We start from the raw sequence: 13136 nt of genomic DNA, 5'->3' as shown, positions 1-13136 counted from the left end.
ATGGCAATTATAGCAGTACGAATTGATGGAAGATTGATTCATGGTCAAGTTGCAAACCTATGGACAACAAAATTAGGCGCCTCACGTATTATGGTTATCGATGACAAGGTTGCTGCAAGTGACATTGAAAAATCGGGATTAAAGTTGGCTCGACCAACAGGAGTTGATTTGAGTGTGTTACCTGAAAAAACAGCTGCCGAACATATTAAACGTGGCGGTTATGATTCTCAAAAAGTATTTATTGTTGTCAAACGGCCGAGCATTCTTCTTGATTTAGTGAATGACGGCGTCAAATTAGACACGATTAATGTCGGTAACATGTCACAAACAGATGACACTACGCAATTAACGAATTCAATTAATGTGGTTCAAGCCGACGTTGATGCCTTTAATGGTCTTCATGAAAAAGGAATTAAGGTAACTTCACAAATGGTTCCTGGCGATAATGCGCAAGACTTTATGGAAATTTTGAAAAAGTTTAAACCGAAGAAATAGGGGAGGTTTTAATTATGGGATTGATTGCTATATGGCAGGTTATCGTTTTGACTTGTTATTCCATGTATCAAATCATGGATGAATTAACTATTCAATCTAGTTTAAGTCAACCTGTCTGGGCCGGATTAATTGCTGGTCTAGTCATGGGCGATATCAAAACTGGATTGATTATTGGTGGTAGTTTACAGTTGACTGTTCTTGGAGTTGGTACCTTTGGTGGTGCTTCTAAGATCGACGCGAACTCAGGGACTGTTATGGCAACTGCTTTTGCAATTGGCGCTGGCATGAAGCCTGAAGTTGCTGTTGCTGCATTAGGTGTACCAGTTGCGAGTTTGATGATTCAAACAGATATCGTTGCACGTTTTGCAAACACGTTCTTCCAGCATCGGGTTGACAAGATGATTGATCAAGAAAATTATAAAGGAATTGAACGAAATTATCTTTATGGTGTTTTACCATGGACACTATCTCGTGGAATTCCAGTATTCTTAGCACTTGCATTTGGCGGTCCATTTGTTCGAACTGCCGTTTCATATATGAACGAAAACTTAGCATGGTTAAGTAACGGACTAGCAACAGCCGGAGCTTTATTACCAGCCGTTGGATTTGCAATTTTGCTTCGCTACTTACCAGTTAAGAAACATTTCCCATACTTGATTTTAGGATTTATCATTACTGCCTTGTTCTCAACTGTTTACGGAAACATTGGGATCTTAGGAACAACGGTTGCCGGAATTGATACAAAATTCACGACAAAATTTGCAAGCTTACCAATGTTAGCAATTGCTTTAATTGGATTTGCATTTGCCTTGCTTGAATATAAACGCTCAACTGAAAAGAGCGCCGTTGTAGCTGTTGAAAAATCAAGTGAATCAGAAGACTCCGAAGAACAGGATGGTGAAATTCATGGAGACGAAATCTAAATCAACAAATAAAATTACGTATAAATTAACGGCGAAAGATTTTCGCCAGATTAATTTTCGAAGTTTAGTGTTTAACCAGTGGGGTTGGAACTACGAACGGATGCAAGGCTCTGGCTATCTTTATATCATGATGCCACAACTACGAAAAATGTATGGCGACCATACCCCTGAATTAAAGAGCATCATGAAGATGCAAAACCAATTTTTCAATACAAGTAACTTTTTCAATACCATTATTCAAGGAATTGATTTAGCAATTGAGGAAAAAAAAGGTGTTAAGTCACTAGAGACCGTTGCTGGTATTAAGGCAGGATTAATGGGGCCTTTCGCCGCAATTGGTGATTCACTCTTTGCCGCACTGGTACCTGCAATCATGGGTGCGATTGCTGCTAACATGGCTGTTAACGGAAATGCTTTAGGTGCTTTCTTATGGATGGCAGTTGACTTTGTGATTATGTGGTTCCGTTGGATTCAACTAAAATTTGCCTATAAACAAGGTGTAAATTTGGTTACTTCTATGCAGGGTCAGTTAAGCGCTTTGACAGACGCCGCAACTTTACTTGGTGTATACGTCGTTGGTGCTTTAGCTGCAACCATGGTTAACACTCAAGTTATCTATGTAGCTCATTTGGGTAAAATGGCAGTTAACTTCCAAGAACAGATTGATATGATCATGCCAAAGCTTATCCCAGCATTGATTGTGGGTGGCATTTACTGGATGTTAGGAAAGAAACACATGACTTCAACACGTGCAATCTTCATTGTAATCATTGTTGCGGTTGCTCTTTCAGCACTCGGTATTCTAGGAAAAGCTGTATAAGCATGTGTAAAAATTAAATAAGATATTTTTATCATATTGTGTATATTTCGAATTTTTACTGTTAGAATTATTAATAAAAATGAAAGGTCTGGTATGATAAGTTCACACTCAGATCTTTTATTATGTACAGGAGAAAAAACTAATATGACAATTAAGTATGATAAAAAAGAACCATTATACGAGCAGTTGATGGATACCATCAAAGTTAAAATTAAAAATGATTATAAGGCCGATGATAAGTTGCCGTCTGAACGTGAAATTATGCGTAAATATTCAGTGAGTCGTAACACCGTTCGTCAGGCTCTGAATGAGTTGGAAATCTTAGGACTTATCTATCGACAGCATGGTAAAGGCACATTTGTGGCCAATGCAACAGACAATCCAGCTACTTTGGGAAATGAACACAGTTTTACCAAACAGATGATTGCTTTAGGCCGAAAGCCTGAAACAAAGATTATGGAATATTCTGTTCGCCCTGCCAATAAGTATTTTGCCAACAAATTAAACATTAACGAGGGCGATAGGATCATTAAATTAAAGCGCTTACGGTCGGCAGATAAAGTACCAGTTATGATTGATCGAACTTACCTGCCTTTTTCGAAATTTGAAGGCCTATCTGCAGTCGAGTTGGAAGTTAAACATCGTTCTTTATACGCAGTATTTGCGGAAGATTTTGGCGAAGAATTTCGAATTGCGGATGAAGCGTTGTCGGCAGGCAGAATTAGCGACAAGGATGCCGATGTTTTACAAGTTGCGCAGGGATCACCAGGTCTCATGCTAAAACGAACAACTTTTAATCAACAAAATGAAATTATTGAATTTACTTTAAGCAGTACGCGTAGTGACCAGTATGTTTACAATATTCGGTATAAGAACACTAAAATTTAATTTTTTTGGTGTAGGTGAAATTGAAAGGGGATTCATAAAAATGTTTTCGAAAAATGATGCAGAATTAAAAAAAATGGGTGCAATCATCACGACACGTGAGATTCAACAACAACCCGAACTTTGGCATGAAGCTTGGGATAACTATCAGAATAGTAAAACTGAAATTTCTAAATTCTTAGATGGAATTGCTAGCCAGACAAAAGAGGCAGTTCGGGTTGTTTTCGTTGGTGCTGGGTCTTCAGCATACGTTGGAGATACATTGGTTCCTTATTTGCAGGCTAATGGTAATCGCCACCAGTTCCGTTTTGAAGCAATTGATACAACTAAGATTGTGTCGACTCCGCATGATTATCTAGAAGCTGATACGCCCACTTTATTAGTTTCCTTTGCGCGGAGTGGTAATAGTCCCGAAAGTGTTGCAACCGTTGATTTAGCAGAAAAATTAGTTAAGCATCTCTGGCAGTTAACCATTACTTGTGCTCCGGAAGGCAAATTAGCTAAACATGCTGAAGATGATGCCAATAACTTGGTTCTGTTGCAGCCAGCTCGTTCCAACGATAAAGGCTTTGCGATGACTGGGAGCTTTAGCTGCATGATGTTAACTTCATTGTTTGTTTTTGACGCAAAACATACGGATCATCAAAAAGCGATTTATGTAGATCAGATTACGAAGATGGGTTCTGAAGTTATCGACCGTGAAGCAGAAGTTAAAAAGGTTGTCGATACAGACTTTGAGCGCATTATCTATTTAGGTTCAGGTGGTTTAACTGGGCTCACTCGTGAAGCCCAATTAAAAGTGTTGGAATTAACTGCTGGTCAAAAGGCCACCATGTTTGATTCTTCAATGGGATTCCGGCACGGACCTAAATCTTTTGTAAATGACAAGGCACTTGTCTTCGATTTCATTAGTAATGATGCCTATACTCGTCAGTACGATGTGGACATTTTGAATGAAGTGCAGGGCGATCACATTGCTCCGGTTGTGTTTGGGATTGGTGTGCCAAGCAAACAGAATTTTGATGGCCAAGGATTTACATTTACTAACGGTAATGATCAGCTTCCTGATGGCTACATGGCATTTCCAGACATTATGTTTGCTCAGACACTGGCCTTGATGACTTCTGTCAAAGTAGGAAACACACCAGACACCCCTTCGGCTACTGGAACCGTTAACCGGGTTGTTAAAGGCGTCACGATTCATTCGTTGGATTAGGGGAGGAAAATCATAATGAGCTATTATATTCATGCTGATAAATTTTTTCTTGATAATACAACGGAAAATGGCGGTTATTTAGAAATTACGGACGATGGTAAATTTGGTACTTATACAAGTGTGAAACCAACTGGTAAAATTGTGGATTATTCTGGGCGTTACGTATCACCAGGCCTAGTCGATACCCATATTCATGGACTTTTAGGTCATGATGTTATGGATAATGATTGGGATAAAATCCAGGAAATGTCTGAAGGGCTGTTGCAGGCCGGTGTAACTTCTTGGTTACCAACGACTTTAACAGCTTCGGCTGATCAATTAGATGCTGTTTGTCAGACGATTGGTGCTAATTACAGGAAGGCAACTGGTGCTAAAATTCAGGGGATTTACTTTGAAGGGCCTTTCTTTACGGTGGAACACAAGGGTGCACAAAATCCTAAATATTTTGGTGATCCAAGTGTTGAAACTTTTGAACGATGGCAAAAATCGGCAAAAGGCCTGATAAAGAAGATTGCGATTGCTCCTGAGCGTGACGGAGTGGTTGAGTTCACCAAAGCAGTCAGTCGAATGGGCGTAAGTGTTGCGCTAGGGCACAGTGATGCCACGTTTGAACAAGCACGTGATGCGGTGGAGACTGGTGCTACAGTCTTTACACATACGTTTAATGGGATGAGTGGTTTGAATCACCGTAAACCAGGGATGGTTGGTGCAGCAATGAGTATGCATAATGTTATCGATGAATTGATTTGTGATGGACATCATGTTCTTGGTGAATTTCCAGTGTATGTGGCTGATGGGATGGCACGTTTGAAAGACGGTGGTAGTTTAGCTGGCAGCATTCTTCAGTTGAAAGAAGCCGTTAAGAATGTTGTGGATTGGAATATTTCCACTCCAGAACAAGCAGTTCAAATGGCCAGCAAGACAGCAGCCGTTAGCAGCCACATTGGTGATCAGTGTGGAAGCATTCTTCCTGGCCGTGATGCTGATTTCCTGATTTGGGATCATGATATGGACCTTGAAGAAACGTACTTGGATGGCAAATCACGCTACCAAGCATAAAGATTGGAAATGAATGGCACATTAATCAGTAGATTCAGGCAATGGCTTGAAACAATGATTAACGTGCTTTTTTAGTTAAGTGAGAAATTAAAGTTGCATTTATTGACAATAGAAACCGCTTCCTGCCATAATATGACTGAAGGCTAACGGGTAGGCAAAGTAATTGGAGGCATGAAATTATGTATAAGCATTTGATTGCAACCACACAAATTAAAGAGCGCAGCTACGTGTATCATTACGCGTCTAAAGAGGCTAACAAGGTTCTTTATCAAAGAGATGCATTAGCACAAACACTGCCTGAACACAGTCTAAACGTGCTATATGGGGTACATGCTTGGGTTAGTAATGAGAAAAGCTTAAAATCTGTTCAAGCACATAATAAACAATTAAAAACGATGCGGGAAGTTAAAAATGCCGAAGAATTTACCAAGCTTGTTTTCGATAGAAAGTTGTTAAGACTGGCTGATAAATTGCAGTATCGGGAAATGAATAACCTTGATCAGTTAATTGAATGGTTTAACGAGAACTAGGATTTATTTAGTTTTATTGATGGATGAACATAGTAGATTGAATCAGAATTCTAGATAACTGTAACTAACAAAAAACACATTCACTTTGAGTGAATGTGTTTTTTGATCATGTAATGGGTGATAGATAGTGCTAATTTATCGATCCGGCATCTTGAATATTAAATCGTTTTAAGAGGTGGACAATAACGATTGCTGTAATACCAAAGATTAATGTACATCCTACCAAAAGCCATAATAGTAACTTAGGTGAATAGCCCATTAGTGTTGGTGTAATTAGTGAAAATAGCGCAGTAAATGCACGAACAATTCCATACGAGAATCCTGTCATTGTTGCACGAACTGATATTGGATAAAATGATTGATTCCAGATTTTATATAGAGCCTCACCACAAAGCACAGTGCTGCCAGAATAACAGATATATGCAACCGTAAATGCTTGCCAATAAGCGCTAAATGTACCAGCAACAACGAATGAAATAAATGCTACTGCAATTCCAACATACATCACCTTGTACCGGTATTTAGTGTCTGCAACTTTAACATAAAGTACATTCAATAATAAACAAAAGAGGTTTGCAGCAATTGCAATGGCAGTAGAAAAGGATTGACTTTGATTATCTATGGTAACTAAAAAGTAATTTACAAATGAGCCCCAGGTATTGGCGGGTAAGTTCCAAAATAAATAAAACACAGTTAATAGAAATAATGGTAAAAGAGTGGTGCGTTGACCAAGCATTGATTTAAGACTTTGTTTTTTTAACAATGTTTTTTTTGTAGTGGGGTTCGGATCAACTGTGACTGCTTCTATGTTTTTTATTTTATGAGAAAAAACACGTACACACCAATCAATAAAAGCGACCAATGCAATCCAACTGAATAATATAAGCACACTTCCTTGTTTAGCACTGGCAGTGATGAAGCCGATAAATTGAGATAAGAGAATTCCCATTGTCCAAAAGATTTGGGTGGAGGAAATTGCACGACCATACGCTTTTTTTGACATACGTTCAGAAATTACAGCTAAAGAGGTTGGCAAATCTGCACCAGAGGCCAAACCTGCGATAGTAACTCCGATAAGTAAAACAGCAAACCGAGTTGCAGTTGCAATAATTAATGCACCAACTGCTACGAAAAATATATCAAAATTGAAAACTGTAATTCGACCAAATTTATCTGATAACCAGCCACCAATAAATGAACCTGCAGCAACAGATAAAGTAAGTAAAGTACTGATAAAGCCAATTTCCCAACTATTTAGTTGCATTGTCTTCAACCAGATGGGTAATGCTACACCAAGGCTAACTAAAAGAGCTGCATCAAGATAGGATGCAATGCCTGCTACTATAATTAATAGTACATTATCACGGGTTAGTTTTTTTGCTGAGGTTACCATATTATTCCTCCGCTAGTAAATATCGTTGTATTAAATATACCGGTGTGCAACTCCAGGCATGACAATAGCTATTTAATAAGGTACTACCGTATGGAGAGTAATTAGGTTTATCAGGATCAAAGGATTCCCAAAAAGTGTCTGCTCCCAAAGAAATCATTTTTCCCCAATATTGTTTCAGTAACTTGGTGCCTTGGTCCTTTAAGCCGCTGACAAATAATGCTTCGACAATGTGATGGTACATATACGGCGTTGCTATATTCTTAACTGGAAACAGTTTAGAAACGGTAGTTTGCATGATGACTTTGTTTTCTTTTTCACTCATAACTTGTGCTAGTACCATCCAAACTTGGCTAGCAATGTTAAATTCTTGTTTTGGGCCAGAAATAAATAATTTTGCATCTTGATTGAATAAATCATGTTTTGCAAATGCACTGATAACATCAAGTGCACTTTGATATTTTGTGGAATCATCACCAATTTGATTGGTTAAATTAATAAACTGTTTTAAAACGTAAATCAAGATTGCTTGGCCTGCTGTTGTTTTGTCAAAATCGTTTGACCAGTCGATAAAAACTGGATAATTATCATCTAATTTTAGTTCTCCATAAGGACTTACTTTTGTTAATGCAAAATCAATTTGCTTTTTGGCAACGGGATAAAGATCATTTAATACTTTGTAATCTGGCTCAAAATCCATTAGATCATTCAAAATTGAAATGAAGAATAAACTATAATCAAACAGGAATGTATCATCAGGAGTATTTTCGGGCCTTGTGAAAACGTTCGCTGGGATTCTACCATCTTTTGAGGCCATTGCACCAAACAGATATAGGCAGCGTTTAACTAATGTCGTATCTTTAAAAGTAGCGTAGTCAGCTAAAGCTTGTAAACGTAAATCCCCAATCCATAGGCGTCGATCACGTTTAGGACCATCCTCAAATACTGTTTGCATGCAGTCTTGTAAGGTTTTTAATCCGACATTATAAATTTTTTTAAGTTGAGGATCAGTAATTTTTACTGATTTTAAATTTTTTGTATTAACAGATGTTTCTGTTTCGAGTTTTGGTGCACTGAAAACTGCCTGCCATTTTGGTGAGGTATCTACAACAGTTAATTCAACGTAACGAAAACTGTATCGTCTTGGTAACTTTAGTTCAAATGGTAGTACATCTAAGTGAATTAATTCTTCCTGAATCCAAGAACTGCTTAACCAACCTTTATAATCTGTACTGTTTTGGGTTAATTCAATTGGCATTTCAGCAAACTTAATGCGTAAAGTTAACGGAGCGTCCATTGGTGAGCCAACGGAATCAATATGGATGGAGAAATGACCAACATGGTGATCTCCAAAATCCAAAATAATTGATTCACCCTTCTTTAAAGGTTTACTAGATGTATTAAATTTGGCTATTGGGATTACACCATAGCCTCCTAACTCATCCGCATTTTTAGTGACTTTAACGATTTTATGAGATGTAATGGTGGTATGTTGTAAGACAGGCTTGAACGCCTTAGCCTTTTTTAGCAACTTTTCATCATGAGTAAATTCAACATTATTATTAATTTGAAATGTAAATGCCATTATGTTTATTCCTTTCTTAGTCGAATTTTCGAACGTTGTACTTTTTCTGTAATGCCATCATTGTTAGACCGCCAATAAATCCAATTGTAAGCAAGATAGCAAAGCCAAACATGGTGGTACGAATTGCGGATGGGATAACCAGTGCAGGAGTGATTAGCGCAAACAAACCACAACATAACCGAGAAAAACCATTAATGAAGCCTTGAACCGAAGCACGAATTTCGACTGGAAAAGATTCTTGAGTCCAAACTTTGTACATTGCTTCACCAGCAAGGTTGTTTCCAATGTTATAGCAGCCAATTGCAATAACAATTGGCCATAAAGCGTGACTGCTTAATGCTAATCCTAGCATTGAGAATATCTGAATTAATTGAGCAATAACGAAAAGCTTGTTACGCAATTTACCACCAGATAGGGAAGCGAAAATAGTTGTAGTGATTAGTCCAACTATATTAAGTACGATTCCCGCACCTGTAGCAAACCTTTGGCTTGCATGTGCTTGAACTAATGTAAAAGTCTGAAATTGACCAAAGGTATTTGCAAGAAGGTTCCAAGCAAGGTAGAACACCATGATACAAGTAAAGAAACCAATGTATTTACCAGCACCTTCACCAGTGAATACACTTTTAACAGTAATATGGGTTTCTTGTTCTTTTCTTGTCTCTGAGTTCAGATGTCGTTTTTCTCCTTCTTCATGGAAAGCTCGAAATTTAGATGAAGTTGTTCGCCAGAGCCAAGCAATTATTGCAACTGCTGCCAAAATTGAAAAAACAATACGTGCACCAGTTGCACCAGCAATTTTTGAAACAACAAAGGCGGCAATATAAGAACTTAGGACACCAACCTGCCAAAAAATTTGTGTTGAAGAAACTAAACGTGCAGAAGTATTTTTGTCAGGGGAATCATGTGAAATTACTGTAAGACTGATTGGCAAATCTGCGCCTGATGCAAATCCGGTGATGATAACGCCAGCTAACAATAACGTGTAGCTTTCGGAAAATACACAAATCAAAGCGCCAATCGCGTAAAACAGATTTAACCAATTAAAGGAACGAATAAGGCCGATTCGTTTCGTGATTTGACCAGATAGCAAAGATCCAGCAGCAATTGCAAATGTTAAGGCCCCTGAAATGATGCCGACTTGGCCATTAGTGAGACCTAACCCACGTTGCCAAACGGTGATAGTTGCTGATAAACCAACAATAATACCTGAACCTAGAATAGAACCAATACCTGCTGCAATGGCAAGTGGCTGATATTTTTTAAAACTAGAAACTTCTTTCATAAATAACTCCTCCTTCTTTAATGCCCTTATAGTAGCAATGAAATGAAACGCTTACAATATCGTATACACACTATTTTTATTGCATATTCACAGATAGAAATCGTATACTTAAACTAATTATTTCTGAAAGAAGGCATTACTATGTCGACAATTAGACTAGATCATACGCTCTTTGCACTTAATAATGTCGAAAAAAGTCAACTAACTAATGGCGAAAATTATAATTACATGGATCTTGATTTTATAAACAATCCGATTCCTCGGATGCCAGCATGGGACTTTTTTAAAAAAGGTAGTATTGCGGTCACCAAAAGTAATCGTTTCTCATATGTTCCTGCGCATACACATAGTTTTATGGAATTAAACTATATGTATGCTGGTAGCTGTATACAATATATTAATGATGAAAAGATTGTGCTTCGCCAAGGTAATTTGCTTTTGCTTGATAAAGATATTGTTCAACGAATTGATTATACTGGGCGTGATGATATTTTAGTTAATATTTTGATTAAAAGTGATGCAGATATTTCGGCACTATTTCATCTAATTCCTGAATCGCTCAATATTGTTTCCCGTTTAATTTATAATATTGCAAATAAGAATTCACTACATAATAATTTCATATTATTTGATCTCTTGCCAAATGATATAGCACTTAGTTTGATTGATGCGTTGATTGAAAAGGGACTTACAAAAAACGCCTCACCACAGCGTAATCAATCAATGGAATTACTGATGTCAGCACTTATAATTGAACTTAAAACGGCGATTGTAAAAAGTGAAATTAATTTTAGTGATAGTGATATGGAAGGGGTGTTACCAATTATTCGTTATGTTAATGCTAATTATGCGACTACTAGCCTTGCTACTGCCAGTCATCATTTTGGATATAATGGGAATTATTTAAGTAATAAGTTGAAGCATGCTACTGGTAAAAATTTTCAAGAGCTAGTCGATCGGCGAAGATTATCGGTGGCAGAAAATTTAATAATTAAAACTGATTTGTCCAGTTCTGATATTTGCGAATTAATTGGATATAAAAATGTTACTTCACTTTTTCGATTGTTTAAAAAATATTTAAATTCAACGCCATTTCAATATCGCTGTAAAGTACATCCTAAATTTACGAATATTGGTGACATGGGTTTGCCAACTAAGGAAGATCTTTACCGATAAAAATAGTAAATGTGAAGAATTTATTGATATTTTTTTATTTAAGTGGAGAAAAGCATGAAAAAAATAAATTTTATTTAGAGTTAATTGCAGGCAATATGGTGGTTAACAAAACAAACAATATAAATGCTCTATTAATTGAAATAGATAAAGTTTGTTCATATAAATTGAACATACATAATTTGTTAAATTAGCTGTAGTAAAAGGCTTTTTAGACTATTGACTTTGCTTCCTTTTTAATGTTTAATGAACATAAGCAAACAAAAACGAACATAAAAAGGTGATAAAATTGTTAAAAAATGAACGATTAAGTAAAGTATTAGACATGATAAATCAAAGAGGATCAGTGACAGTACACGATTTAGTTGATAGCTTGAAAGTATCGAGTATGACAATCAGAAGAGATTTAGACGAATTGGCAGATAATGATAAGATTAGGAGAGTTCATGGAGGAGCTCAGCGATTAAAAGAGATTTCTACTGACGAGTTGAGTTATTTGCAAAAACGTAATGTGAATGTGGCCTTAAAAAAAGAAATAGCTAAAAAAGTTGCGAGTATGATTGAACCTGGAGAAACGGTGTTTATCGGACCTGGGTCAACAAATGAGTTTATAGTCAATTATTTAACCCTTGATCATTTGAGAGTGGTAACCAATAGTATTCCGATATTTCAAGCATTTTTAGCCACTAATAAAGATTATGACTTAACTCTTATTGGTGGTACTTACAGGTCTAGAAGCGGTGCATTAGTTGGGGCGCTAACTAATGAATTTTTGGCTCGGCTGAATATGTCGAAAGCATTTGTAAGTGTAAATGGCATAATGAATGATAAATTAATGAATGCAAACCCTGAAGAAGGGCAAACTCAGACGGCTGCGCTAGATCATTCAAAGCAACGTTTTATTGTCGCGGATCACTCAAAGCTAAATGCTCCTGATTTTTATGATTTTTATTCATTAAATCAGATTGATGGATTGATCACAGATTCTAAAGCTAATAAGCTAGTACTTGATCAATATGCGACGTTTACAACAATATATTAGATATGTGGAGGAAGAATAATGAAAGATTTTATAATATGGGCTATGATTTTTATTATTGCGTTACTTATTATTTCAATTTTGATTAATAAAGTCAGATATTATTTTGTAGGAAGCTTTTACAATGAGATTGAACATAATGGTGGTATTAACAATATAGTCAATTTAAATGCGAATGGAACGTTTCAATATGAGTATACAATGATCCCTTTAAAAGGTGAGAAAAATAAAGGATATAAATTTGGAATTCTTGAAGGCTCATTTAAAAAGAAAAAATCTAAACTGAATTTAGCACCCAAAAGGGCTGTAGAATCTGAATTCTTCTCCTTAGAAAATATGGTACAAAATAAAGCTTCTAAAACTGGTGAAATTGATGTTAATAAATTATCCGTTGGAAACTTCAACTTAGAATTAGAAGATCGAAAGGTAAATCTGATTATTGATGGCAGTAAATTTGAAATGCGACATATTAAGAGTACAAAAATACCGAATGTTAAAACAGTTTTGAATCCGAAAAGCAAAAAGAAATAATTAAAATTAGTTGTTAATAGTTAGCAGTCTTAATAGACTGTTAACTATTTTTTTGAGTACGCCCGGCATGGACAACTAGGCGGTGAAAGTCCGCTATGGGCCGTAGTAGTCGGAACCATGAGCCAATGGCAAGGGTGTCCATTGTGAAGTGGAATCTGAAGGAAGCCGCAGGCAAAGTACTGCACCGATGAACAAGAAGTGGCTA

General features: G+C 36.7%; 13 protein-coding genes. 10 read left to right on the top strand and 3 right to left on the bottom strand.

Annotated elements, in window-relative coordinates:
* From IV84_RS03460 to IV84_RS03430, 7 genes are all read left to right on the top strand, one after another.
* The gene (locus IV84_RS03460; RefSeq protein ID WP_046870875.1) at positions 1 to 495 is read left to right on the top strand and encodes a PTS sugar transporter subunit IIB; all 495 of its coding nucleotides are present in this window, start codon (positions 1 to 3) and stop codon (positions 493 to 495) included.
* Positions 496 to 509: 14 nt separating this feature from the next.
* Positions 510 to 1418, top strand: coding sequence for a PTS mannose/fructose/sorbose/N-acetylgalactosamine transporter subunit IIC (locus IV84_RS03455; protein ID WP_046870876.1), 909 nt, complete (start codon positions 510 to 512; stop codon positions 1416 to 1418).
* On the top strand, positions 1402 to 2238 hold the full coding sequence (locus IV84_RS03450) for a PTS system mannose/fructose/sorbose family transporter subunit IID (protein ID WP_056986113.1): 837 nt from the start codon (positions 1402 to 1404) through the stop codon (positions 2236 to 2238). Before IV84_RS03455 ends, IV84_RS03450 begins: the two co-directional genes overlap by 17 nt.
* Before the next feature lie 144 nt (positions 2239 to 2382).
* The gene (locus IV84_RS03445; RefSeq protein ID WP_046870878.1) at positions 2383 to 3126 is read left to right on the top strand and encodes a GntR family transcriptional regulator; all 744 of its coding nucleotides are present in this window, start codon (positions 2383 to 2385) and stop codon (positions 3124 to 3126) included.
* Between the two features lie 40 nt (positions 3127 to 3166).
* Positions 3167 to 4339 carry an SIS domain-containing protein gene (locus IV84_RS03440; RefSeq protein ID WP_046870879.1) on the top strand — a complete coding sequence of 391 codons (1173 nt, stop codon included), beginning with the start codon at positions 3167 to 3169 and terminating at the stop codon, positions 4337 to 4339.
* A gap of 15 nt (positions 4340 to 4354) precedes the next feature.
* A complete protein-coding gene (locus IV84_RS03435; protein WP_056986112.1) occupies positions 4355 to 5398 on the top strand; it encodes an N-acetylglucosamine-6-phosphate deacetylase in 1044 nt (347 codons plus the stop codon).
* Positions 5399 to 5577: 179 nt separating this feature from the next.
* Complete coding sequence (locus tag IV84_RS03430) at positions 5578 to 5928, top strand: hypothetical protein (protein ID WP_056986111.1); 351 nt, start codon at positions 5578 to 5580, stop codon at positions 5926 to 5928.
* A gap of 130 nt (positions 5929 to 6058) precedes the next feature.
* Here IV84_RS03430 and IV84_RS03425 read toward each other — a convergent pair whose 3' ends face one another.
* Genes IV84_RS03425 through IV84_RS03415 form a run of 3 tightly spaced genes read right to left on the bottom strand, consistent with a single transcriptional unit; the run spans position 6059 to position 10188 of the window.
* Positions 6059 to 7321, bottom strand: coding sequence for an MFS transporter (locus IV84_RS03425; protein WP_056986110.1), 1263 nt, complete (start codon positions 7319 to 7321; stop codon positions 6059 to 6061).
* A 1-nt stretch (position 7322) separates the two neighbouring features.
* Positions 7323 to 8903, bottom strand: a complete 1581-nt coding sequence (locus IV84_RS03420) for an alpha-L-rhamnosidase-related protein (RefSeq protein ID WP_046870882.1) — start codon at positions 8901 to 8903, stop codon at positions 7323 to 7325.
* A gap of 16 nt (positions 8904 to 8919) precedes the next feature.
* Positions 8920 to 10188, bottom strand: a complete 1269-nt coding sequence (locus IV84_RS03415) for an MFS transporter (RefSeq protein ID WP_056986109.1) — start codon at positions 10186 to 10188, stop codon at positions 8920 to 8922.
* A 141-nt stretch (positions 10189 to 10329) separates the two neighbouring features.
* On the opposite strand from IV84_RS03415, the gene IV84_RS03410 reads away from it, so the two are divergent.
* From IV84_RS03410 to IV84_RS03400, 3 genes are all read left to right on the top strand, one after another.
* Positions 10330 to 11364, top strand: coding sequence for an AraC family transcriptional regulator (locus IV84_RS03410; RefSeq protein WP_056986108.1), 1035 nt, complete (start codon positions 10330 to 10332; stop codon positions 11362 to 11364).
* Between the two features lie 277 nt (positions 11365 to 11641).
* Positions 11642 to 12403, top strand: a complete 762-nt coding sequence (locus IV84_RS03405) for a DeoR/GlpR family DNA-binding transcription regulator (RefSeq protein ID WP_371861608.1) — start codon at positions 11642 to 11644, stop codon at positions 12401 to 12403.
* An 18-nt stretch (positions 12404 to 12421) separates the two neighbouring features.
* Positions 12422 to 12931: a hypothetical protein gene (locus IV84_RS03400; RefSeq protein ID WP_046870886.1), complete on the top strand. Its 510-nt coding sequence runs from the start codon at positions 12422 to 12424 to the stop codon at positions 12929 to 12931.
* The last annotated feature ends 205 nt before the right edge of the window (positions 12932 to 13136 follow it).

This window comes from Pediococcus damnosus (genome assembly GCF_001437255.1).
Lineage (GTDB): Bacteria > Bacillota > Bacilli > Lactobacillales > Lactobacillaceae > Pediococcus > Pediococcus damnosus.
The sequence above is the reverse complement of the archived record's forward strand: the minus strand, read 5'-3'. Positions and strand labels throughout refer to the sequence as shown.